This is a genomic window from Rhizobium sp. BR 314 (assembly GCF_047445805.1).
Classification (GTDB): Bacteria; Pseudomonadota; Alphaproteobacteria; order Rhizobiales; family Rhizobiaceae; genus Rhizobium; species Rhizobium lusitanum_B.
Genome location: NZ_JARWLA010000041.1, coordinates 1 through 21,953, shown reverse-complemented (window position 1 = coordinate 21,953; position 21,953 = coordinate 1). Strand labels below are relative to the sequence as shown.

At 58.6% G+C, this 21,953-nt stretch carries 21 protein-coding genes and 2 pseudogenes; 14 read left to right on the top strand and 9 right to left on the bottom strand.

Features of this window, described 5'->3' with window-relative positions:
* Nucleotides 1–1,188, top strand: a complete 1,188-nt coding sequence (locus QD461_RS31510) for an MFS transporter (RefSeq protein ID WP_414091053.1) — start codon at nucleotides 1–3, stop codon at nucleotides 1,186–1,188.
* A 124-nt stretch (nucleotides 1,189–1,312) separates the two neighbouring features.
* Here QD461_RS31510 and QD461_RS31505 read toward each other — a convergent pair whose 3' ends face one another.
* Both QD461_RS31505 and QD461_RS31500 read right to left on the bottom strand, forming a co-directional pair.
* Complete coding sequence (locus QD461_RS31505; protein WP_414091052.1) at nucleotides 1,313–2,671, bottom strand: ATP-binding protein; 1,359 nt, start codon at nucleotides 2,669–2,671, stop codon at nucleotides 1,313–1,315.
* Nucleotides 2,671–3,333, bottom strand: a complete 663-nt coding sequence (locus QD461_RS31500) for a response regulator (protein WP_414091051.1) — start codon at nucleotides 3,331–3,333, stop codon at nucleotides 2,671–2,673. Before QD461_RS31500 ends, QD461_RS31505 begins: the two co-directional genes overlap by 1 nt.
* 110 nt (nucleotides 3,334–3,443) lie before the next feature.
* Between QD461_RS31500 and dsbD the strand changes: the two genes are divergently transcribed.
* Nucleotides 3,444–5,279, top strand: a complete 1,836-nt coding sequence (dsbD, locus tag QD461_RS31495; protein ID WP_414091050.1) for a protein-disulfide reductase DsbD — start codon at nucleotides 3,444–3,446, stop codon at nucleotides 5,277–5,279.
* A complete protein-coding gene (locus tag QD461_RS31490) occupies nucleotides 5,276–5,884 on the top strand; it encodes a DsbA family protein (RefSeq protein ID WP_414091049.1) in 609 nt (202 codons plus the stop codon). The genes dsbD and QD461_RS31490 overlap by 4 nt, the downstream gene beginning before the upstream one ends.
* On the opposite strand, the gene QD461_RS31485 is transcribed toward QD461_RS31490, so the two are convergent.
* Nucleotides 5,881–6,522 carry a DsbA family protein gene (locus tag QD461_RS31485; RefSeq protein ID WP_414091048.1) on the bottom strand — a complete coding sequence of 214 codons (642 nt, stop codon included), beginning with the start codon at nucleotides 6,520–6,522 and terminating at the stop codon, nucleotides 5,881–5,883. The genes QD461_RS31490 and QD461_RS31485 overlap by 4 nt on opposite strands.
* A gap of 34 nt (nucleotides 6,523–6,556) precedes the next feature.
* Entirely contained in the window at nucleotides 6,557–7,276 is a 720-nt protein-coding gene (locus QD461_RS31480) for a L,D-transpeptidase (RefSeq protein WP_414091047.1), read from the bottom strand.
* A gap of 109 nt (nucleotides 7,277–7,385) precedes the next feature.
* On the opposite strand from QD461_RS31480, the gene QD461_RS31475 reads away from it, so the two are divergent.
* On the top strand, nucleotides 7,386–8,312 hold the full coding sequence (locus QD461_RS31475) for an alpha/beta hydrolase (protein ID WP_414091046.1): 927 nt from the start codon (nucleotides 7,386–7,388) through the stop codon (nucleotides 8,310–8,312).
* A 216-nt stretch (nucleotides 8,313–8,528) separates the two neighbouring features.
* Here the strand turns inward: QD461_RS31475 and QD461_RS31470 are convergent, their stop codons facing one another.
* On the bottom strand, nucleotides 8,529–9,245 hold the full coding sequence (locus QD461_RS31470) for an MgtC/SapB family protein (protein ID WP_414091045.1): 717 nt from the start codon (nucleotides 9,243–9,245) through the stop codon (nucleotides 8,529–8,531).
* 155 nt (nucleotides 9,246–9,400) lie between these two features.
* On the opposite strand from QD461_RS31470, the gene QD461_RS31465 reads away from it, so the two are divergent.
* Nucleotides 9,401–9,865: a cupin domain-containing protein gene (locus QD461_RS31465; protein WP_414091044.1), complete on the top strand. Its 465-nt coding sequence runs from the start codon at nucleotides 9,401–9,403 to the stop codon at nucleotides 9,863–9,865.
* Nucleotides 9,866–9,908: 43 nt separating this feature from the next.
* Here the strand turns inward: QD461_RS31465 and QD461_RS31460 are convergent, their stop codons facing one another.
* Nucleotides 9,909–11,207: an FAD-dependent oxidoreductase gene (locus QD461_RS31460; RefSeq protein WP_414091043.1), complete on the bottom strand. Its 1,299-nt coding sequence runs from the start codon at nucleotides 11,205–11,207 to the stop codon at nucleotides 9,909–9,911.
* A gap of 4 nt (nucleotides 11,208–11,211) precedes the next feature.
* Nucleotides 11,212–11,832 carry a PadR family transcriptional regulator gene (locus QD461_RS31455; RefSeq protein ID WP_414091083.1) on the bottom strand — a complete coding sequence of 207 codons (621 nt, stop codon included), beginning with the start codon at nucleotides 11,830–11,832 and terminating at the stop codon, nucleotides 11,212–11,214.
* Between the two features lie 720 nt (nucleotides 11,833–12,552).
* Between QD461_RS31455 and ytfQ the strand changes: the two genes are divergently transcribed.
* From ytfQ to QD461_RS31430, 5 genes are all read left to right on the top strand, one after another.
* A complete protein-coding gene (ytfQ, locus tag QD461_RS31450) occupies nucleotides 12,553–13,515 on the top strand; it encodes a galactofuranose ABC transporter, galactofuranose-binding protein YtfQ (protein WP_414091042.1) in 963 nt (320 codons plus the stop codon).
* A 128-nt stretch (nucleotides 13,516–13,643) separates the two neighbouring features.
* Entirely contained in the window at nucleotides 13,644–15,167 is a 1,524-nt protein-coding gene (gene ytfR, locus QD461_RS31445; RefSeq protein WP_414091041.1) for a galactofuranose ABC transporter, ATP-binding protein YtfR, read from the top strand.
* Nucleotides 15,164–16,192 (top strand): ABC transporter permease, encoded by a 1,029-nt coding sequence (locus QD461_RS31440; RefSeq protein WP_414091040.1) that lies wholly within the window; start codon nucleotides 15,164–15,166, stop codon nucleotides 16,190–16,192. Before ytfR ends, QD461_RS31440 begins: the two co-directional genes overlap by 4 nt.
* Nucleotides 16,189–17,157: a galactofuranose ABC transporter, permease protein YjfF gene (yjfF, locus tag QD461_RS31435; RefSeq protein ID WP_414091039.1), complete on the top strand. Its 969-nt coding sequence runs from the start codon at nucleotides 16,189–16,191 to the stop codon at nucleotides 17,155–17,157. Before QD461_RS31440 ends, yjfF begins: the two co-directional genes overlap by 4 nt.
* Nucleotides 17,150–17,920 carry a FadR/GntR family transcriptional regulator gene (locus tag QD461_RS31430; protein WP_414091038.1) on the top strand — a complete coding sequence of 257 codons (771 nt, stop codon included), beginning with the start codon at nucleotides 17,150–17,152 and terminating at the stop codon, nucleotides 17,918–17,920. The genes yjfF and QD461_RS31430 overlap by 8 nt, the downstream gene beginning before the upstream one ends.
* A 24-nt stretch (nucleotides 17,921–17,944) precedes the next feature.
* On the opposite strand, the gene QD461_RS31425 is transcribed toward QD461_RS31430, so the two are convergent.
* Nucleotides 17,945–18,580: a GntR family transcriptional regulator gene (locus tag QD461_RS31425; RefSeq protein ID WP_414091082.1), complete on the bottom strand. Its 636-nt coding sequence runs from the start codon at nucleotides 18,578–18,580 to the stop codon at nucleotides 17,945–17,947.
* A gap of 74 nt (nucleotides 18,581–18,654) precedes the next feature.
* Between QD461_RS31425 and QD461_RS31420 the strand changes: the two genes are divergently transcribed.
* From QD461_RS31420 to QD461_RS31410, 3 genes are all read left to right on the top strand, one after another.
* A complete protein-coding gene (locus QD461_RS31420) occupies nucleotides 18,655–19,104 on the top strand; it encodes an OsmC family protein (protein ID WP_414091037.1) in 450 nt (149 codons plus the stop codon).
* A 63-nt stretch (nucleotides 19,105–19,167) separates the two neighbouring features.
* Nucleotides 19,168–19,830, top strand: a complete 663-nt coding sequence (locus QD461_RS31415) for an HAD family hydrolase (protein ID WP_414091036.1) — start codon at nucleotides 19,168–19,170, stop codon at nucleotides 19,828–19,830.
* 168 nt (nucleotides 19,831–19,998) lie between these two features.
* Complete coding sequence (locus QD461_RS31410) at nucleotides 19,999–21,006, top strand: glycosyltransferase (RefSeq protein ID WP_414091081.1); 1,008 nt, start codon at nucleotides 19,999–20,001, stop codon at nucleotides 21,004–21,006.
* Nucleotides 21,007–21,116: 110 nt separating this feature from the next.
* Here the strand turns inward: QD461_RS31410 and QD461_RS31405 are convergent.
* Nucleotides 21,117–21,221: pseudogene (locus QD461_RS31405) on the bottom strand (IS6 family transposase); the annotation flags it as partial.
* A gap of 470 nt (nucleotides 21,222–21,691) precedes the next feature.
* Between QD461_RS31405 and QD461_RS31400 the strand changes: the two are divergent.
* Nucleotides 21,692–21,953, top strand: a pseudogene (locus tag QD461_RS31400) (flagellin); the annotation flags it as partial.

Here is a 21,953-nt window from a genome sequence, read left to right as displayed (position 1 = left end):
ATGCGCCAGTCTGCTGCACCCCTCCTTTTCACCGGCACCATGCTTGCTGCGGCGGGCTATGGCGCTACCTTCCTGTTTTCGACCTATTACCGTGCCCATGGCGGCAGCGATGTGGATACTGGTCTGACGCTCGGCGCCGCCATGGTGGGAACCTTCACCGGCGTGCCGCTGGTCGGCTGGCTTTCCGGGCGCATCGACGCGGCGCGCATGAGCGCAATTGCCAGCGCCGCCGTGGCGCTCGGGTTCCTGCTGCTTGCCTTCGCTGGAGGCAGCGGCCTCGGCCTACCGCTCGTATCGGGCTTCCTGATCGGGCTCGGCTGGGGGATGTTTTATATCGGCGTTCCGATGGCGCTTTCCGAGCGTGTCACCGATGCCGATCGCGGTTTCTGGTTTACCCGCTTCGGAGCCTTCCAGATGGCGGGAATCGGTGGCGGCCCTGTCATTCTCAACCTTGTACTGACGCAGGCGGGGCTCTCGGTCGAGACCACCTTCATTTTGGTCGGTGCTGCATGCCTTGCTGCTTCCGTCCTGCTCTGGAGCTTCGGTTCGATGGCGCCGGGCGCACCGCGAACGGTTGCACTCCGCCCTTGGGTGCGCGATATCGGCGCGATTGCCCGCAGCGCTTCGATCCGGCCGATCCTGATGGTCGCGCTCGGCGCCTGCGTCTTCTCCGGCTTGCTGACCTTCCAGTCCTCGCTGGTCGAAGGAACGGCGGCCACGGCCTCAACCTTCTTCGGCGTGTATGCCATCACCGTCGTTGCCGCCCGGCTGTTGCTTGCTCGCTTCCTGGCAACGCTACCGCAGACGCAGCTTGCCGCCGCTCTCTTGACCTCGATGTGCCTGGGTGTCGCCGCTATGTTCGGCATCGGCATTCACCCGGCTTTCCAGATCCTCTCGGCGATCCTCACCGGCATCGGTTACGGTCTCGTCTATTCGGTCATCCAGACCTGGGCCGTCAACAACACCGTACCCCGCTACCGCCATGCAGCGCTGACCTGGTTCGCCATGTCCTATTTTGTGGGTATCTTCGGCTTCCCGGCCGTGGGCGGTTGGGTGCTCGTCCATTTCGGACGGAATGTCTTTCTCGCGATCATGCTCGTCGCGGCGCTGGCCGAACTCGCCATCGCGGCAAGTATCGGTGGGAGATTGAACGTGAGCAAAAGTGAAACGAGACGCGCTCGTTCCTAAGAAGGGTCGCCTCAACGCTCGTTGAGGATCGATCGGATGCGCGCTATCTGGAGGGGTATCGCCCATTGCAAAGGTAAGTCGACACCCCTCCAGTCGCGCGCATTCTACTGACCGTCCGCTGGCGCTAGACTTCGAGCCGGACGTGGAATCGGGGGGCTGGTCCTCCAAACCTGAGCGTTCCTCCAAGACGTTCGATCGACATCTTGACAATGGCAAGCCCGAGTCCGCTTCCGCCGGGCACGGAACGCGGTGATCGATAGAAGCGCTGAAGAACCTTCTCCTGCTCGTCGACTGAGATGCCAGGCCCTTCGTCGGAGACGATGACGCTGAGCTTCCCATCGGTCACTTGTGTTATACATTCGACGACAGATCCGCACGGTGCATGCTGTACTGCGTTCTCCATGATGTTTCGGATCGCCAGTCGCAGAAGTGATGCGTCGGCAGCAATGGAGATAGGTCTTGCCCGATGCGGCGGTGCGTAGATCACCTGGACGCCCCGCGATTTCTGCAGAAATTCGAGATCGTGCGCGACATCGAGAATGAGGGTCGATACGTCGACCATCTGTTCGGGTCGGGCGACACTTTCAACAGCCTCGACCGCCGCCAGGTCGATAAGCTGTCGCGCCATCCTGCTCGTTCGGTCGACGCTCTGCTCGATCCGTTTCAGCGCCTGACGCTGCACTTCCGGGTCGGTCGAACGCATTGCGACCTGCGCCTGCGTCTTCAGTCCCGCAAGCGGTGTCTTCAGCTCATGCGCAGCGTAGGTGATGAACTCCTGCTCCCTTTCCCGGGCAGACTGGACGCGAGAGAGCAGACTGTTGAGGGCGTGGATCATGGGGCGTAGCTCCGAGGCTGTGCTCCGGTCGACAAATGGATGAAGCTGCGAGGCGTCGCGGGCGGTCAGGCTTGCTGCCAGTCGCTCTAAGGGAGCCAGTCCTTTGGATACCGACAACCAGATCAGCCCGACCATCAATGGCATGATGAGAATTGCCGGATATAGCAGGCCCTTGATGACATCGTCGACCAGGCGGTCCCGGACCTGCAGGCTATCCCCGACAAGCACTCTCACGCCAAGGTCGGGCTTGATTACGGCATAGACGCGCCAGGCCGCGCCGTTGATCGTCGTGTTCTGGAACCCAGTAGCGTGATCAGAGAGCGACGCGACGGGCGCGCTGTCGGACTTGCTGAGCAGCTTCCCGCTGACCGACCAGATCTGGCAAGCGAGCTGACGCTCATAGGACGGAGCTTCCATAGGCTCGGCTTCAAGGCCTGGCCCGGAACTTGCTGCCTCGCCGTTGAAGCCCGCCATGACAGGCCGATCTCCGACGAGCGAACTGACCATTTTAGCGGACTCGACCAGTCGTGCGTCGAGGACATGTTCAAGACGTTCCTTGGTGCTCGCATAGATCCAGACGCAGGCCGAGAGCCAGACGACACCAGTCATGAGAAGAAGAACGGTATATAGTCTTACCCTAATGGACATCAGGCGATCCTTCCTACCCGGTAGCCGACTCCACGGACGGTCTCGATAAACGTCGTGCCGAGCTTCGCCCGAAGCTTGTGGACGTGGACCTCGATCGTGTTGCTTTCGACGTCCTCCTGCCAGCCGTAAAGTTTCTCTTCGAGCACCGACTTGGAGAAGATCATGCCAGGGTTCTGCATGAGCGCGTTGATGATCGCGAACTCGCGGCGTGAGAGCGGGATGATACTGCCGTCTTTTCGAGCCTCCATCCTGGCAGGATCAAGCGTCACCCCCTGGCTCTCCAGAATGCCTTCCGCACGTCCTTCGCCGCGTCTGATGATGGCCCGCAGGCGTGCAGCGACCTCGTCGAGATCGAACGGCTTGCCGAGATAGTCGTCAGCCCCGGCGTCAAGGCCGGATATTTTGTCGGCGGTCGCGTCCTTGGCCGTCAGCAACAGGACAGGCACTCGGTCGCGGCGGTCCCGGACGTGCCGCAGCAGGTCGAGGCCAGTTCCGTCGGGGAGCATCACGTCAAGAACGACCGCATCAAAGCGGACGTGCTCGAGGGCAGAGCGCGCATCCGCCACCGTCGTCACTGTATCGACCGTGAAGCCGGCAAGTTCCAATCCGACCTTCAGACCATCAAGCAGCACATCGTCATCTTCCACCACGAGCAGGCGCATCGAACACTCCATCTGTCGGCTGCGGAGATCTCCGCTGCATACCTTAAGGCTGCCTTAAGCTGGCGGCCGCAGGCCGTATCTGTTAATGGCCTATCCCATAAGGAGAAAGAATGCGTCTCAATCTTCCGTTCGCGATCCTTGTCTTACTGTCGTTATGCGGCTCAGCATTTGCCGTCGATGCGCCGATGAGGATGGAGGACGCCTTCAAGCTCTCTGTCGATCGGTCAGGCCCCATTGCGACGTTCCGGTGGGAGATCACAAAGGGATATTACCTTTATCGCGACGCCCTCGAGGCAAATACGGACGATGGGAGAAAACTCGATCTGCAGACGCCATCGGGAGCGATGAAGGACGATCCCGGTTTCGGCACCACCGAGGTCTATTTTGATCAGGTGGCGGCAAAGCTTGCCAACGCCCCGGTAAAGCTCAAGGTGTCGTTCAGGGGCTGCCAGGACGGCGGCATCTGCTATCCGGTCCGCACGGTCCAGGTTGATGGCCTGCGCATGGGGTCGGACGACCCTTTGGCGCCACGGCCGCCAGACGCCACCGCTTTCAAGCCCTTCACGCTCATTCCGCCTTCAGCGACTATGGAGGCGGTCGAACAATCTGCGGCACCTGCCGATGCAGGGATGGTCGAGGGAATCCTGAGCCGCGGTGGTATGGCCCTACTGCTGGCATCCTTTGTGGGTCTCGGCATGCTTCTCGCCTTCACGCCTTGCGTTTTTCCGATGTATCCGATCCTTGCGGCGACCCTTGGGCGGCAGGGCACTTCGCTGTCGCCTGAACGGGGATTCTTCCTATCCGTCGTCTATGTCGTCGCACTCGCTGCGGCCTTCAGCCTCTTCGGCGTGCTTGCCGCATGGCTTGGCCAGAGCTTCCAGATCGCGCTTCAGTCACGAATGGCCGTGGGGGTGATGGTCGGGCTATTCGTTCTACTAGCTATCGCCAGCTTCGGAATGGTGGAGATCCAGCTACCGGCATTCCTACGGGACCGACTCGCTCGTCGCCAACGCACGCTCCGTGGAACGATCGGGTCGACGGCCGTTCTGGGTTTCACTTCCGCGCTGCTGCTTGGCCCGTGCGTGACAGCCCCGCTTGCGGGTGCGCTCCTTTACATCGCCAAGACTGGCGACATCGCGCTTGGCGCCGCCGCGCTGTTCGCACTCGGGATCGGAAAAGGCATCCCTCTTATCGTCATCGGGACGTCGGGAGCAGCGCTGCTGCCGCGCGCGGGCGCCTGGATGACCCAGGTCCGGTGGCTGTTCGGCTTCATATTCCTCGGCACCGCGGTCTGGTATCTTGACCGTCTGGTCGAGCCGACCGTGACGCTTGGACTTTCTGCGGCCGTTCTCGTGACAGTCGGCGTGTGCTTCGGTGCATTCGATACCATGTCTCCGGAGACGGGGCTTGGGCGGAGGTTGGTAAAATCCGGCAGTCTTCTCGCCATTCTCTATGGTGCGTTCCTTGCCTTCGGAGCAGCAAGTGGTGCGACAAGCATGCTCCAGCCGTTGAAGGGATTCAGCGGCAGCGTTGCGACGCCGTCGCCCGGCCTAAGCAAGGCGAGTTTTGTGAGCGTCTCTGACGATGAGGAACTGCGGAGCGCCCTTGCGAAGAGCAGCATGCCGAGCCTCGTCTACTTCACCGCCGACTGGTGCGTTTCGTGCCATGTCATCGACCGCTCGGTGCTGAGCGACCCCCGGGTTGCTGTTGGCCTTGCGGATACTCATCTTGTCATTGTCGATCTGTCGCAAATGACGCCGGCCAAGCAGAAGCTGATGACGGACAACGGTGTTGTCGGCCCTCCGACCATGCTGTTCTTCCGCAGGGACGCTTCTGCGGCGGACAGTCTGGTCGGCGAGATCTCTGCGCAGAATGTGATCGATGCTGCGGCGAAAGCGGCAGCCACCGCGCAATCCATCAATTCTAGCAGGGGAGCCCCTTCATGAACCTTACTCGCCGACATTTCACAGTGGGCGCAGCCCTTGCCGCCATACTTCCTCCCTCACTTGCGCGAGCAACGGCGGATCCAACCAGCCGCGAACTGGTTCTGAGCGATCCCGAAGCACCCGTTCTCGGCAATCCGAACGGTGACGTCACCGTGGTCGAGTATTTCGATTATCAATGCCCGTACTGCAAGACGTCATACGAGACGGTCCGGGAGGTCGTCGAGCAAGATGGCAAGGTCAGGCTCGTGATGAAGGACTGGCCAGTCTTCGGCGGCGCGTCGATCATCGCGGCGCAGGCGGTGCTCGCGACCGCAAAGCTTGGCAAGTATGAGAAGGCGCTCGATGCGATGTTCCGCACGCCCTTGAAACTGCAGCAGACCGATGTGGAAAAGGCGCTTGCCAAGGTCGGATTAACCTTCGACGACGTCGGCAAGGCCGTGGTCAAGAACCAGGCATGGATTTCCAGCCTGCTAGATCGCAACTGGCTGCAGGCGTCCGCCTTCAAATTCGTTGGCACCCCTTCCTTCGTGGTGGGGTCGACGACCTTCGCGGGCGTCCTCGACCGCAAGGGTCTGAAGGACGCGATCGCGAAGGCACGTGGCTAGCCCTGCTGACGGGCCTTGGCAAAGAGGTCCGTGAACTCGTCGGCGCTCTGGATTGCCCCGGGAACAAGATATTTGCCGACGATGAAGGCGGGCGTGCCGCGCAGGCCGAGCGACCTCGCCTGATCGTCGTTCCGCTTCAACAACGCAGAGATCTCCGTTTCATGCTTTGCAAGATCATCCTGAAGGCGGGCGAAGTCGACACCGTCGGTGTTTCTGACGACATCCCGCATCTCGTCAACCTTCACCTTAGGTGTCTTGATCGCCATCAAGGCCTCGTGGACGGAGTCGTAACGGCCCTGATATTTTGCAGCGAGCGCAAGCCGTGCGCCGTCAACCGAGTCCTTCGTGATAATCGGCCAGTCCTTGTAGACCAGTCGCACACCTCCATCCTTCGAGACCGCCTCACGCATCGGCACGGCCGTCTTCTTGCACCAAGGGCAATTGTAGTCGAGGAAGGTGACCACGGTGAGATTCCCCATCGGATTGCCGGTGACAGGTGCGGCCGGATCGCGCAGAATCATCGCCATGCCGAGGTCATCGTCCGCAAAGGCGATCGCCGGAAGTGCCGCCGCCGCAAGGACGGATATCTGAAGAAAGGCGCGACGCCCAAGCGCCCGCATTTCGATTTCGTTTTTCACATCTGCTCTCCTTTTCAAGACTTTGGAATGGACTTCACGCACCGGGCTGCTCCCGCATTGACGGATCGGGCAGGACGACGATCGTGCTGCCGTCCCGGACATTGTTGTAGAGGTCGATCACATCCTGGTTCAGGAGCCGGATGCAGCCGGACGACACCGCCTTGCCAATCGAGAATGCTTCGGGGGTGCCGTGAAGGCGGTAGAGCGTGTCCTTCCCACCCTGATGGATGTAAAGCGCCCGGGCGCCAAGCGGATTTCGAAGGTCGGGCGGCATGCCACCATTCTCCTTGCTGACCGGTCGCAGGCGCGGATCGCGCGCGACCATCTCGTCAGGCGGGGTCCATTTTGGCCAGGCCCGCTTGTAGGCGACGGTCGCCCGCCCCGACCAGGAGAAGCCATCACGACCGACGCCGATGCCATACCGCATCGCCTTGCCACCGGGCAGGACGTGGTAGAGGAACTTGTTGGGCGTGTCGACGATCAGCGTCCCGACCTTTTCGTTCGTCGGATACTCGACGACCTGCCGCCTGAACCGTGGCTCGACCTGTCCCAGATCCACCGCCGGGATTGGAAACTCTTCCTGCGGCATCGCCGCATAGATCGCGAGTGCGGCTGGGAGTGGATCATCGCCGGCTGGCGCGGTTAAGGAAACGGTCTGTATCGGAGGCGTCGTGGTGGAACAGCCTGCGAGGAGACCCGCGACTGCGGCCACGAGAAGCGTTCGGCGGCGAATGATGAGGTCAACGTCTTGCATTTCAAGTCTGTCTCCGCTTTGAAGCCAGACAGACGGGGGCCACCTTAAGCCAGTCTTAAGGCAATGGAAAAATAGCCGCCGTGAACGTCAGACAAACGGAATGGATCGCATGCCCCTTCACCAGCGAGACAAAGCTCATCCGGGAAATTCCGGCCGGATCCCATCGCATCTTGGCATTGTCCTCGCCGCATTTCTCCTGTCGCCGTGCTTAGTGCCGCGTGGCGCGGTGGCAACGCCGGGGGCGAAGCAATGCGACGCGAAGACTTACTCCGTCCCGCTGCCCGATCCGGTCTCGGGGCGCAAATACCAGTTGTTCGTCAGTCTCCCCCAAGGGTTTGACCCCGCAAGTCCCGCGTTGCATCCGGTGCTGTTCCTGGCAGACGGGGGCCGGGCGTTTCCGCGTCACATCTGCGAAATCCGTGACCTGACGGAGGCCGATAAAAGGGACCTTGTCGTTGTCGGGCTGGGCTATGCGGATGGCGAATCGCTTGAGGATAGCCGCCGCCGTGACTACACGCCGACCGCCCAACCTTCGACGGGCCATGTCTACGGCGGATCAACTGCCTATCAGGCATACGTCAAGGACGTCGTCATTCCGTTGGTCGAGGCGCACTATCACACCGACCCGGCCAAACGGATATTCTGGGGTCACTCCTATGGCGGGCTCCTCGCGGCGACCATCCTTCTACGTGACCCCGGCATGTTCCAGACCTACATCATCGGCAGCCCGTCCCTTTGGTATGGTTCACACGTGATCCTGGAGATGGAAAAGCAGTTCGCAGCCGGACATCACAGCCTTCCGGCAAACGTCTTCCTCTATGTCGGCGGCAAGGAAGTCAGCCGATACGAGGCTGGCCGCCACGGCTTCACGAAGGACATGGTTGAGGACGCGAAGACCTTCGAGCAGCTTCTCACATCAAGAAACTATGAGGGCCTGACGACGAGCCTTGCCGTCATCCCTGACAAGGATCACGTCACATCGGTTGGGCCTGGCATCACGTGGGGGCTGCGCCTGGCGTTCCAACGGGGCAGTTGAGCCCATGACCTACCGATCCCAAGCCAATCTTGGAAGGCCGAACGCTCTTGCCGGCCGGCGCCTCTTGCGAACGGCGACCCAGCAAGTCCATTTGACCGGCCATCGGGCGCCGGATATGAGATGGACGAGACGGCGATCATTCCAGCAAGGCGCTTTCGCGCTAGCCCTGCGCCGCCGCTACAGCCGCATTAATCACTACCATTGCAAAAGTGACCTTCAATCCTTGGTGCTTCCTTCCCAGGTTGCGCTGGCAATATCCCGCTGGTCTTCCATGTAGGACGTGACGGCGTCGATCTCCTCAGGATCGACCGCGGTGCTGACAAGGGTGGCGATGATCTCGACACTGTCTGCGCCTCGATCGGTGACTTCAACGTCACCAACCGGATAATCTGCTTCTTCCAGACGTTCGATCAGAAGGTCTCGCATCTCCGGCATTGCCTCGCGACTGGTCATCACCTTGACTTCATAGGTTGCCTCAGCGGCCTGTTCATTGATCGGGATACGGTTGATGACATTGACCAGGGGTCGCAGCAGTGTGTTTCCGGCAAGCACGAAGACCGTCAACAACGCAGCCTCGGCAATCATATCTGTTCCGGCGCACGCGCCTACCGCCGCCGAGCACCATAAGGTTGCCGCGGTATTGAGGCCCCGGACATTCATACCCTCCTTCATGATCACGCCGGCGCCGAGAAAACCAATTCCCGAAACGACATAGGAAATCACGCGTACGGCTTCGGTGGTTCCGGCGATACGTTGCGCCAGATCGACAAAGGCGGCAGCGCCGACTGCCACAAGCACATTCGTTCGCAGGCCCGCCGTGCGCTGACGGTATTGACGCTCAGCTCCTATCAGCGTGCCGAGGAGAAAGGCAGCGGCAAGACTGATCGTGGTGTCGAGAAACGGATAAAGCTCGAACGTGTGCACGAACTGCATGAAGAGAGCCCCGAGAATTCTTAGCCGGATATTCCAACGGCAATAGCTGCTCCAAGCAACGGAAAGATGACAGCGATTGACTTGCCTGGTGGTTCACCCCGGGTTTGCGCTGGGCTATAAAGTTCTGATCGCACCGCGTCGGAGGCCCGTTCGAGATGCCGAAATACCGTCTTTCTGACATGCCACTAATCGACAATGGCAGAGCTCCTTGCTGCCCCTCGCAGTGCATTCCGCTCTCCGAAGCCGGCAGCCTCACCCAGTTCGGTGCCTGGATTGTCGTGCTTCCGCCTGGCTCCCTGAGCTCAATCCCACATTGGCATTCATCCGAGGATGAGTTGATTCAGGTGCTCGAAGGCGAGGCGGTGCTTCTGGAGGGCGGCGAGGTGCATCTTCTCGGCCCCGGAGCCGTCTGCGCCTATCCCGCCGGCCTTGCCCTGTCGCATAGTTTCGAGAACCGCTCCCACGCACCGCTACGCCTTCTTGGCATTGGCACACGATCGGGAAAGGCTGTCTGCACGTATCCCGAGGCTGACCTTAAGCTCATCATCGATGATGCTGCCGAGATCAATGAGTTCCGCAACGCAGCGGATCAGCCGGTTCCGAACCCCTATGATGGCTGAAGGCGCGACTTTAACGTCAAACGATGCGGAACGGTAGCGCCCATCAATTCTCGCCGCGAACCATCATGATTTTCCGTAACAGGCGCTGCCTCAGCATGGGGACGGCGTTGATGACGCGCATTGCACCCCGCATGATGGCAAGTTGCAGCCTTCCCGCAGCCGGCCGATGGATCATGTCGGATGCGTTCATCTGCTTCTTTGAATCCTTGACCGCCTCGGCGCTGTACCGAAGCATCTCGGCTTCATAAGCGTGAATGGCCTGGAGAAGTGGTCTCTGCTCTAGACTGGCTGCGACAAGTGACTTGGCGAGGAGGGCGGCATCACGAAGCGCCGTATTGGCGCCCGCACCGCGCCCGGGCGTCATGGTATGGACTGCATCGCCAAGCAGAGTAACGTTCGAGCTGTCCCAAGGCGAAAGCGGGATCGACGTTCTCATGGAGAGAGAGGTGAGCGCCAAAGGGTCGGTCATCTGTATGAGCGCGCGCATATGCGGATGCCAATTTCGGGTCAGCTCCAAGCCGAGCCGTTGCAGTTCCACTCCGCTCAAGGGTGCGGGATCTCTAAGAAAATTTTGGCGAGCGCCCCAAAGGGCCCAGCCTATGCTGTCGACATCGAGAAATTCGAGAAAATTCGGCCAGCGTGCGGCGAAGTCCTGACTGGATCGGTTTTGCGAAAATTCGAGCGAATGAATGATGGCGCCGAAGCCCCTTGGCGCCATGATCATCGACATGCCGTGGAACATCTTCTGTGAAAGCAGCGCCTTGCTCTCGGCGGTCATCGGAAGCTTACCGCCAATGGCGACGATCCCCGTGTCTTCCAGCCGTGCTTGTGGCAGGCGCTGTTTGCGAACAGCCGAGCCCGTTCCATCGGCGCCAACGAGGACATCGCCAGTCGCGCGGCTCCCATCCTCGAAGCAAGCGGTTACCGTTCCATCCGGATTATGTTTAAAGCTCTCAAAGCGCTTGCCGAAGAAAACCTGCTCTTCGAGCCCCATGAGCAGAACGCGCCGCAGCGTCTTGCGAATGACGTTTTTCTCGCCATCCATTGGGTCGGTCGCGTGACCATCCAGCTCGAGGCACAGAACTTCTTGGAAGCGCTCGGTGAGCATGCTGAAATTGGTCGGCGCCCGGGCACAGGTGGCCGCGAACAGATCGTATAGATCTGGCGGAACACAGGCCTTGAGTGCACGACTTCCAGCCGGACTGATGCCGACGCGGTAGCCGCCGGTATCAGCGTTCGGCACAAGATCGCGCTCAAACACGGAAACGTCGATATGCGCTTGTTTCAGCGCATGAGCTAAGGCCAGTCCGCCGGTTCCGGCGCCGATAATCAGAACGCGCATGGGATCACTCGAGGTCCTTTTTTTGTTCAGACGAGAATTCAGCGGCAATCTGCCGAAGCCACGCCTCGCTCCACGTGAGGCGCCCGGTGCGGAGATCCTCGGCAACGGCCTTCACCCAGGCAAGTTCCGCGGCCTGCACCGCTCGTAGATATTCCGATTCCAGCAGGAACAGTCTCGGCACTGCGGCCGCCTGCTCCAAAAGTTCAGCTGTCCGTTGGAGCTCCACCTCGATCGCCATTGCCCTACGTTTGAGTTGCTGCAGGACGTCTTCGGGAGAGAGGAGCGGCAGGAAAGAAATAGCTGCCGGAAATTCAGGATATTCCATCGCCGGCTTCGAGAGGATCTCGCGCATCCACGCGATCACGATCTCCCTACCTCTTTCGGTGATCTCGTAGACGGTGCGTTCGGGTCTCTTGTCGGCACGGGCGGTCTGGCGCGCCAGGATCAGGCCATCCCGATCAAGCCGCTGGATCGTCTGGTAGAGGCTGGCGCGCTGCGAGACGTTAATGACCTCATCCTTGCCGCGCTCCTTGATGAGGCGCTGCATTCGATAGGGATGCATGGGTGCCTCAAAGAGCATGGCCAGTATGGCAAGGGCGACGGGAGAGCGTTTAGGAGTTTTCATAGTAAGATTGATACTAGTTATATTATGACTAATCAACCTCAAAATGAAACCACTCTCGGCGTTGGTGAACAGGGACTATGATCGATGCCAAAGCTGATGGGCATGCGCTTCCGGCGATTCTCGAATTTGGATTTGCCGCCATATCTCGGAGGGGGGGGCGTCCCGCTGGAGTTCCGCGACGAGCCGTAGCGCAAGCGCATCAACTTGCGTCGTTCCATGTGAGCGCACAAATCGCCTGCTGGCGAAGGATATGGGCTACCGACTCTTCAGATAGAGCAGGAATATCAAGCAGGAACGGATCTTGCGTTTTTGAGGTGCACCGAGATTGTCAGCACTGCCCGTCATAAAGCGACCTGCTTGGTTTCTCGCCCCGGCGCTGCATGTGAGCTTACTCTGACGATCGGTGAGAGCAGATGCACGAGGGCATACTACTTGTCCGTCCCGAGCTCCACGGGACCGGCCATCTGCGGAAAGAAACGCGAGTGATCACCATCTGCATCATGCCTGCATCCACCGCAACTTCCTGTTCGAGGTTGCATAACGAAGCTGCAACGGCCCCCCCGGGGAGGTGTTCTCAGCCATCTCCAGTTGTCTCAATAGCGGCAGATCGTCCCAGGGCTTTCATTTTTGCTGCACTGCATCGTCGAATGTCGATTTACAAAAGTATTACTATATGATGTTTTGACCATGGGCCTTGGAGATGGCCCTTTGGAGGACATCATGAAATTGAAGACTGCACTGATCAGCGCTACGATCCTTGCTGCCTGCATGTTCACATCTGCATCGGCCAAAAATCTGGTCGTCGGTTTCTCGCAAATCGGTTCGGAATCCGGTTGGCGTGCGGCCGAAACCACCTTGACCAAGCAGGAGGCCAAGAAGCGCGGCATCGATCTGAAATTCGCAGACGCGCAGCAGAAACAGGAAAATCAGATCAAGGCGATCCGTTCGTTCATCGCTCAGGGCGTTGACGCCATCCTGCTCGCACCGGTCGTGGAAACCGGTTGGGATGCCGTCTTGAAAGAGGCCAAAGAAGCCAAAATCCCTGTTATCCTGCTTGATCGCACGATCAACGCGCCGAAGGATCTCTATCTGACGGCTGTCACGTCTGATCAGATCCACGAAGGCAAGGTTGCCGGCGACTGGCTGGTGAAAGCGGTGGGCGACAAGAAGTGCAATATTGTCGAGCTGCAGGGTACGACCGGCTCTTCGCCGGCCATCGCCCGCAAGAAGGGTTTTGAAGAGGCACTCAAGGGCCACGACAACCTGAAGATCGTCCGCAGCCAGACTGGCGACTTCACTCGCGCCAAGGGCAAAGAAGTCATGGAAAGCTTCTTGAAGGCCGAGAATGGCGGCAAGAGCATCTGCGCGCTCTATGCCCATAACGACGACATGGCCGTCGGCGCCATCCAGGCGATCAAGGAAGCCGGCTTGAAGCCGGGCAAGGACATTCTGACGGTATCGGTCGATTCCGTGCCGGATCTCTTCAAGGCGATGGCCTCCGGCGAGGCGAATGCAACCGTGGAACTGACCCCGAACATGGCCGGTCCCGCCTTCGATGCGCTCGATGCCTATCTGAAGACCAAGAAGGAGCCACAGAAGTGGATCCAGACCGAATCCAAGCTCTACACCCAGGCGGATGATCCGCAGAAGGTTTACGAGCAAAAGAAGGACCTCGGTTACTGAGACGAAAGCGCGATCGCAGCGGGTTGGCCATGCCGCCGGTACGATCCTCATGAAAGATGCCGGCGCTTCGATGGAAGCGCCGGCTATCGCTTTCGCCCACTGGCTCAATGCAAGGACATCCGTGCTTCATGGCTCACGACGTCGAGCGACTTCTGACAGCGACAGGCATTTGTAAATATTTCCCCGGCTCGACCGCTCTCGACCATGTCGATTTCACATTGCTGCGCGGCGAAGTTCACGCGCTGCTTGGCGAAAACGGCGCCGGAAAATCGACCTTGATAAAATGCATGACCGGTGCCTACCGGCGTGATGCCGGCTCGCTCGTTCTCGGCGGAGCCGAGATCGATCCGCACGATACACTGGCGGCGCAAAAACTCGGGATCGGGACCGTCTATCAGGAGGTCAACCTTCTACCCAATCTGAGCGTGGCGGAAAACCTCTTCCTTGGGCGCCAGCCTCGGCGGTTCGGCATGGTCAGCAGCCGCATCATGAATAGCATGGCGAGAGAACTTCTGGCGCAATACGGGATCGATATCGATGTCAGCCGTCAGCTCGATCGCTTCTCAGTTGCGATCCAACAGGTGATTGCGATCGCTCGAGCAGTCGATCTCTCCGGCAAGGTTCTGATCCTTGACGAGCCCACCGCAAGCCTTGATACGCACGAAGTCGAAATGCTGTTCGGCATCGTCAGGCGATTGAAGCAGCGCGGCCTGGGAATTGTTTTCATCACGCATTTTCTTGAGCAGGTTTACGAAATCTGCGATCGTATCACGGTTCTGCGCAATGGCCGCCTGGTTGGAACACGTGACGCGGAGGATCTTCCACGTCAAACGCTAATCGCCATGATGCTCGGACGCGAGCTTGCGGAGACTGAAAGTGCGGCCAGGCAGACCGAGACGGAAAATGGCCCGGTAAGATATCGCTTCACCAATTTTGGCAAGCGCGGCAAGATCAAGCCTTTCGATATGGAAGTGGGCGTTGGTGAGGTCGTCGGCATAGCCGGCCTGCTCGGATCGGGGCGAACCGAAACCGCCGAAGTGCTCTTCGGCGTCGAGCGTGCCGATAGCGGTGAAGCAAGAATCGATGATAATGCAGTGACGTTTTCCAACCCGCGCGCCGCCATCAGGAATGGCTTCGGCTTCTGTCCGGAAGATCGTAAGACTGATGGTATCATCGGTGATCTTTCCATTCGCGAGAACATCATCATGGCATTGCAGGCACGGCGGGGCTGGGCAAGGCCTTTGGCCCGCAGCGAGCAAAACGCGATTGCCGATCACTACATCAAGGCACTGGATATACGCACGACCGACCGCGAAAAGCCCATCCGGCTTCTGTCCGGCGGCAACCAGCAGAAAGCGATCCTCGCGCGCTGGCTGGCGACCAATCCGAGATTTCTTATTCTGGATGAGCCTACCCGCGGCATTGACGTCGGTGCCCATGCGGAAATCATTCGCCTGATCGAAGATCTCTGCCGGCAGGGAATGTCTCTCGTGGTGATTTCGTCTGAACTTGAAGAACTCGTCGCCTATAGTTCCCGCGTTATCGTTCTTCGGGATCGCGAGCACATTGCCGAGTTGACTGGAAGCGACGTGACCGCTGGAAACATCATCGAGGCCATTGCCACGGCAGAGAAGACGAGGGAAGACGCATGAATCCACAATTCAAAGCTTTCTTGCTTCGCTTGATGCCGCAGCTCATTGCGCTTGTGGCGATTCTCCTGCTGAACTTCATCATGTTTCCGCAGTTCTTTCATCTGGAAATTCAAAATGGCAGGCTCTACGGAAGCTTGATCGACGTGCTCCGGCGTGGAGCGCCTGTGGCGCTTCTATCTATCGGCATGACCTTGGTTATCGCCACCAAAGGGATCGACCTCTCCGTCGGCGCAGTCATTGCGATCTGTGGTGCAGTAGCCGCATCTTCAAGCGTTGGCGGCTATTCGCTTGCCTATACCCTGTTGTTGACAATCGGTATCGGCCTAGCGTGCGGACTGTGGAACGGTCTGCTCGTCGCAGCCCTCGATATCCAGCCGATCATCGCGACGCTGGTGCTGATGGTTGCCGGCCGCGGCATAGCGCAATTGATCACCGAAGGTACGATCCTCACTTTCAACAATGACGCGCTCATCTTTCTTGGCAGTGGTTCCTTCGCGGCACTGCCCATGCCGGTGGTGATCTGGCTGATCGTAGCGCTTATTGTCATCCTGCTCGTTCGCCGCACGGCTCTTGGCATGCTTGTCGAAGCCATCGGCATTAATCGGCGGGCAAGCACGCTGTCCGGCATTCGGACTCCGGTACTGCTGATGGCTGTTTACGTGTTGAGCGGCCTTTGCGCTTCGATCGCCGGTATCATCGTAACCGCTGATATCAAGGGCGCGGACGCCAATAATGCCGGTTTGTGGCTTGAGCTGGATGCAATCCTTGCCGTGGTTGTTGGCGGCAATTCACTGCTGGGCGGGCGCTTCAGCATTGTCGGTTCGCTGATCGGAGCAATGATCATTCAATCGGTCAATACAGGCATCCTGCTCTCGGGCTTTCCGCCGGAGTTCAACCTGGTGATCAAGGCGATCATCGTCATTATCATTCTGGTCATACAGTCGCCTGCCATGCAGTCCGCGACCGCGTTCTTCTTGCGCCGCCGCAATGAGGGGCAGATGGTGCAAAAGGAGCAGGTAAAGTGAATTCGAAATATCTTCCGCTCCTCGCGACGATCCTCATCTTCATTCTCGCCTATGCCGGCTGCGTAACGCAGTATCCGAACATGCTGTCGACCCGGGTCGCCGGCAACTTATTGACCGACAACGCCTTTTTGGGAATTGCAGCCGTCGGCATGACGTTCGTGATCATCTCAGGAGGCATCGATCTGTCGATCGGCTCGATCATCGCCTTTACGGGTATTTTCCTGGCGGTCGTCCTTCGCGACACGACGATCCATCCCCTGGTCGCCTTCGTCCTCGTCCTTGTCATCACTACGATTTTCGGTGCTGGGATGGGCGCGATCATCCATTATCTCAGCATGCCGCCCTTCATCGTCACGCTGGCTGGAATGTTCCTGGCGCGCGGCATTGCCTTCGTGCTGTCAATCGACAGCATTCCGATCGAGCATGACTTCTACACGCAGCTCAACGATCTCTATTGGCTGATGCCCGGCGGCGGCCGACTGACATTGATTGGTGGCATTATGCTGCTCGTCTTTGCGGGCGGCATTGTTCTGGCGCAACGCACACGTTTCGGTGCGAATGTCTATGCGCTGGGAGGTGGGGCACAGACGGCTGAGCTCATGGGTGTGCCGGTAGGCGGCACGACGATAAAGATCTATGCCTTGTCCGGCTTTCTTGCCGGTCTATCCGGAATAGTTTTTTCCATCTACACGTCGGCGGGATATTCGCTTGCCACGGTCGGCGTCGAACTCGATGCCATCGCCGCTGTGGTCATAGGTGGAACATTGCTGACGGGAGGAGCGGGGTTCGTTGGAGGAACACTCATCGGCATTCTGATACAGGGTCTCATTCAAACCTACATAACCTTCGATGGAACACTTTCCAGCTGGTGGACGAAAATAGTGATCGGCTTCTTGTTGTTTGCCTTTATCGTAATGCAGAAGGGCCTCCTGCTGCTCTCCCGCCTCAATCGACAATATGTCTGAGGGAAGGACGGAGCGCTTGCCTAGCAGAATTCTTGGCACCCAAAAAACCGAGCGAAAGTCGCGAACGAGCCATGGTCACGTTGTTGACGCCCTTGGCAAGGCCATCGTCTCCGGCGCATTTCCGGTCGGCACCATCCTTCCGGGTGATAATGAGCTTCTGGAGCGCTTCAAAGTCTCTCGCACCGTTCTTCGCGAGAGTATGAAGACGCTCGCGGCGAAAGGGCTGGTCGTGCCGCGCGCCCGCGTGGGGACTCGGGTTACCGATAGAATCTATTGGAACATGTTCGATAATGAAATCCTTACCTGGCACTTCGAAAGTGGAGTGAGCAAGGAGTTCCTTCTCCACCTCTACGACATACGTCTGGCATTCGAGCCGCTTGCGGCCAGCCTTGTGGCGGAGCGTGCCAGTTGCGAGGACATCGATCTTCTGCGCCGACTCGCAGTCTCCATGTCTGCCCCACATCACACCTCGGACAGTCTTGCCGTGGCCGACCTTCATTTCCATCTGGCCATCACCGAAGCTTCGCAGAATCCGTTCGTGCGATCGCTCGGCGGGCTCATCGAGGCAGCGTTGGTCGGCATGTTCCGCATGAGCGCGCCGGCCTCGACCAACGACTTCGCCAATATTGCCGACACACATATGGCGATCGTCGATGCCATCGCGGCGCGGGACTGTCTTGCCGCGCACAGAGCCATGGAGTTTGTGATCGTCGATGGGCGCCAGCAAGTTCTGGGCGGTTTCGCCGCTCTCGCGCATGCCTGACATCCATCTCAAGTCTCGTTCCAATCACGTTTGCGATGTGGCGTCCAAGCGAGGGACCTGTGGCCGAACCAAATACTCTCTTGCGCCTTCGATATGGTGCTTGAGCAGTGAAACGGCATCATCGGTTCGTTTTTCAATATAGGCGCAGGCCATCTTTTCGTGGTCGTCGAGCCACGATGGCGTTTCGTCGATCAGCGTGTCGTAGCGCGCCGAATACATCACGCAATTCCTGCGCAATTCCTCAATCATGGCAAGCTGGCGCTGACGGCCTGCCGGCGCGTAAAGCGTTGAGTGGAAGAGCCAGTCACCCTCAATCCACCCCGGCCTGCCTGCTTCGAGAGCGGACTTTTGAAGAGCGTACTTCACTTCGCCGTAGTGGGCCTCGGTGACGGATGCCATGGCATGCCGCAGCAGATCGCATTCCAGCAGTATTCTCAGATCAAACACCTGCGAAAGTTCGTTCTGGTCAAGTTGAACGACCTGAGCCCCTTTGCCGGGGATGAGAACGACCAATCTCTCTGACGCGAGTTGCTGGAGCGCGTCTCGCACGGGTATGCGGCTCACCTCAAGCCGCGCTGCCAGATCTGTCTGAGACAGCCAGGTTCCCGGCGGCAGTGCACCCGTGAGGATTTCCGATCTGAGTTGTTCGCTAATCGACATCTTGCCTGTCTGAGTTTTTATGTATACGCGTATACATATCAGAATCCACACCATGCGCAAGGAGGGAAGGCAATATGAAAATGACCGTCGAGGTGCATTGGGAGCGCGAAGGGGCCGTCTTCACCGACAAACGCTACAGCCGGGCCCACACGTGGCGCTTTGACGGCGGTCACGTCGTGCCGGCGTCCGCATCACCGCATATCGTGCCCATTCCTTATTCCGTGGAAGCCAACGTCGATCCGGAAGAGGCCTATATCGCGGCGATCTCCAGCTGCCACATGTTGACATTTCTCTCACTTGCGGCGCCAAAGCGGATCGTCGTTGAGAGCTATACCGACAAGGCGACTGGCGTGATGGAGAAGGTCGATGGAAAATTGGTTGTCAGCCGCGTTGAGCTCAATCCAACCATTACCTATGCTGGCGAAGCGCCCTCCGCGGCAATGGAAGCGGAACTCCATCACTCGGCCCATGAGCAATGCTTCATCGCAAATTCCGTCAAGACGCATATTGAGGTGATCCCATAGATACGTCGTGGCTCGTTCGGGAGCGCAGACAAAGTTTACCGGTACAATGGAAGCAGGACACATATGAATCCCAGACGGCAACCCGGAATCCAGTGTTTTGAACGCGACTATGACGCAGTCCTTTTTGACATGGATGGAACGTTGGTGGATTCACGCGCCGTCGTTGAGCGCGTCTGGTCGGGCTGGGCTCGACGACATGGGCTGGATCTTCAGAAAATTCTGGCGGTCTCCCATGGTCGCAGGACGATAGACACTGTCCGTCAGTTCGATCTTCCCGGCATGGATCCGGCCGACGAGGCACGACAGCTCGAAGCGATTGAGGCGGAGGAAGATGAGGGCATCGTCGCCGTTTGCGGTGCTCAGCAATTCGTCGACCAGTTGGGGAACGAACAGTGGGCGGTTGTGACTTCCGCTGGCCGTAGCCTGGCGGTCAAGCGCTTGACCGCGGCAGGCCTGCCCATTCCCGAGATCTTGATCACTGCGCAGGATGTTGTTCGAGGGAAGCCTGACCCCCAAGGGTATCTTCTTGCTGCGGAGCGACTGAGCGTATCGCCCGGCCGGTGTCTGGTCTTCGAAGATGCGCCGGCAGGGATCGAGGCCGGGCTGAGAGCGGGTTGCGACGTCGTCGCAATAAAGGCTGCTCAGCCCTTTCCTTTTGATAGTCCCTGTCGCTCGATCCTTGATTTCAGCTCCGTCGCGTTGGGCAATGGCCCCAAGAACCGTTGACACCAGAGAGCTTGTCTCAATGGCATTGATAAAGTTGTTGGCTCGACGAGAGAGTCCGCGCATTTACAACATCTTATCAGTTTGCTGGTGTATTGCCCGCATTTGTATGGGGGCTTGATCCAAGCAATCGATCGCAGGGATGCCAGTTTCGGAGAGAATGCTTTGAAGGTGGTCTTTATTGTCGCGTCTCCGAGGGATTCCATGTGCGGTGTGGCCGATTACACGACACGACTTGCCGCAGCGTTCGCCGGAACGAGCGTTACTGCCGTTGTTGAATATCCAGCCAACTTCTCATTCTCGACGCTTATGGACATCAGGCGGCGACATGGCCGCGACGCTGCTTTTCATCTGCAATACCCATCGCTTGGAATGGGCAAGTCGTTTGGGCCGGCGCTGATACCTCTTTTGTTTTCACATTCATTCGTGACACTACATGAGTTCCGACTTTTCTCGCTTGCCCGGAAACTGATCTTTCTGGTCTACGCGCTATTGTCGAAAGCTGTCGTCTTTTCGAGCTCAGAGGAAAGGGATCTCTTCGCTCGCTGGTTTCCTTTTTCGAAAAGCCGGCTGGTCGTCATGCCGATCGGCAACAACATCCCAAGACATACTGTGCAGCTCGAGCGTCGAGCTGCGCGCAGGATCGTCTATTTCGGGCAAATTTCGCGGGATAAAGGAATAGAGGTCTTCATTGAGACCGTACGCCGCCTCAAGACGGCGGGGCGCGACATCGAAGCGGTGATGATAGGGGCGCTCGTGGATGGTCACAGCGAAATCGTGGAAATGGTCCGCGCCGCTGAAAGGGATCTTAGAGTGCGCCTGGCACTAAGCTTGCCCTCAGATGACGTGTCGCGAGAGCTCGCAGCAGCCGATATGGCACTTTTGCCCTTTCCCGGCGGCGTCACTGACAAGCGTGGCTCGGCGCTCGCATGTCTCGATCACGGTGTAACGCTACTGACAACTCATAGCGAGACCACGCCGGATTGGTTGAAGCAGGTCTCCTATCCGATAGAAGACGCTGAAAGCGCAACACTTATCGTCGCCCGGCTGATCGACGGCGCGTTGCCTCCGGACCCAGCGCCGGAGATTAGAGCCACCGAGTTGAAGGTGCGCGAATGGCCGGAAATCGCAAGGCGGCTGATTGCGCTTTACAAGCGCTCTATTGCTGAGCGGCCCTAGGAATTCGCGGCCATCGATGGGCTTTCTATTCCAGGTTGCCATTTCAGCGAACCTCTAATCGGCCCTCTTTTTCGCGTTTGCGGTTGGGCTTTGGGACGTAGAGGAAAAGGCAGGCCCTTGTCCGATCGATGTTCGACAGCGGACGTCCCGTCCCGCCTTGCCGCTCCGTATGAGCGCAGTTTGTCAGTGATAAACCGTTTCGGCGGCAGGTCTTGCCATCATGCTGATCGCCAACTGGACATTGCAGTTGCCGACTTGAAATAGGTCAATGATATCGGCTGCTCCGCTGCGGCGAGATGCAGCCAAGCATTTTTTGGGACCTTAGATGCGGCGAGCGGTTTCAAGCAGCTTTGCTATTCGCGCGACCTGCTCCGATGTCGATATAGCAAGTCCCTCAATGACATCCTGGTGACTGAATGAATCAATGCCGAGTGGAAGTTCTGGTCGAGCCGCTGCGAAACTCGACAAGTCAGGTGCTTCCCGATCTGGGAATTTTTCTCGGATGTGCCTTCCAAAGGGGGGCGAGTTTAGTCTTCCTTAACCATATTGCTATTTTTTAGGACCATCGAAACGGCGAGTTAACCTTAACGGATTGGGTTAACAGGCATGATGCTGAATGCCGCTACCGGTTTAGGTCCGGAATGTCCCTTAATCTAACAATTGCCAAAAACGGGGCAGAAATTTAATGACGAGCATTCTTACCAACAACGCTGCAATGGCAGCTCTCCAGACGCTGCGTGGCATCAGCGGCAGTCTGCAGCAGACGCAGAGCCACGTTTCGTCCGGCCTGCGCATCGCCAAGGCTTCGGACAACGCCGCTTACTGGTCGATCGCCACCAGCATGAAGTCCGACAACGGCGCTATCGGTGCTGTTTCCGACGCTCTCGGCCTCGGCGCCGCTAAGGTCGACACGGCTACCACGGCCGCTACCAGCGCGGTCGACATCG

What these genes read in the sequence shown, in the direction of transcription:
- ytfQ (WP_414091042.1), top strand. Translation starts at nt 12,553, where the DNA reads ATGAAATTGAAGACTGCACTGATCAGCGCTACGATCCTTGCTGCCTGC.
- QD461_RS31460 (WP_414091043.1), bottom strand. Translation starts at nt 11,207, where the DNA reads ATGCGCGTTCTGATTATCGGCGCCGGAACCGGCGGACTGGCCTTAGCT.
- QD461_RS31455 (WP_414091083.1), bottom strand. Translation starts at nt 11,832, where the DNA reads ATGAAAACTCCTAAACGCTCTCCCGTCGCCCTTGCCATACTGGCCATG.
- QD461_RS31470 (WP_414091045.1), bottom strand. Translation starts at nt 9,245, where the DNA reads ATGCAGTTCGTGCACACGTTCGAGCTTTATCCGTTTCTCGACACCACG.
- ytfR (WP_414091041.1), top strand. Translation starts at nt 13,644, where the DNA reads ATGGCTCACGACGTCGAGCGACTTCTGACAGCGACAGGCATTTGTAAA.
- QD461_RS31480 (WP_414091047.1), bottom strand. Translation starts at nt 7,276, where the DNA reads ATGCAAGACGTTGACCTCATCATTCGCCGCCGAACGCTTCTCGTGGCC.
- QD461_RS31425 (WP_414091082.1), bottom strand. Translation starts at nt 18,580, where the DNA reads ATGTCGATTAGCGAACAACTCAGATCGGAAATCCTCACGGGTGCACTG.
- QD461_RS31475 (WP_414091046.1), top strand. Translation starts at nt 7,386, where the DNA reads ATGCCCCTTCACCAGCGAGACAAAGCTCATCCGGGAAATTCCGGCCGG.
- QD461_RS31440 (WP_414091040.1), top strand. Translation starts at nt 15,164, where the DNA reads ATGAATCCACAATTCAAAGCTTTCTTGCTTCGCTTGATGCCGCAGCTC.
- QD461_RS31420 (WP_414091037.1), top strand. Translation starts at nt 18,655, where the DNA reads ATGAAAATGACCGTCGAGGTGCATTGGGAGCGCGAAGGGGCCGTCTTC.
- QD461_RS31465 (WP_414091044.1), top strand. Translation starts at nt 9,401, where the DNA reads ATGCCGAAATACCGTCTTTCTGACATGCCACTAATCGACAATGGCAGA.
- QD461_RS31415 (WP_414091036.1), top strand. Translation starts at nt 19,168, where the DNA reads ATGAATCCCAGACGGCAACCCGGAATCCAGTGTTTTGAACGCGACTAT.
- QD461_RS31500 (WP_414091051.1), bottom strand. Translation starts at nt 3,333, where the DNA reads ATGCGCCTGCTCGTGGTGGAAGATGACGATGTGCTGCTTGATGGTCTG.
- QD461_RS31505 (WP_414091052.1), bottom strand. Translation starts at nt 2,671, where the DNA reads ATGTCCATTAGGGTAAGACTATATACCGTTCTTCTTCTCATGACTGGT.
- QD461_RS31510 (WP_414091053.1), top strand. Translation starts at nt 1, where the DNA reads ATGCGCCAGTCTGCTGCACCCCTCCTTTTCACCGGCACCATGCTTGCT.
- dsbD (WP_414091050.1), top strand. Translation starts at nt 3,444, where the DNA reads ATGCGTCTCAATCTTCCGTTCGCGATCCTTGTCTTACTGTCGTTATGC.
- QD461_RS31430 (WP_414091038.1), top strand. Translation starts at nt 17,150, where the DNA reads ATGTCTGAGGGAAGGACGGAGCGCTTGCCTAGCAGAATTCTTGGCACC.
- QD461_RS31490 (WP_414091049.1), top strand. Translation starts at nt 5,276, where the DNA reads ATGAACCTTACTCGCCGACATTTCACAGTGGGCGCAGCCCTTGCCGCC.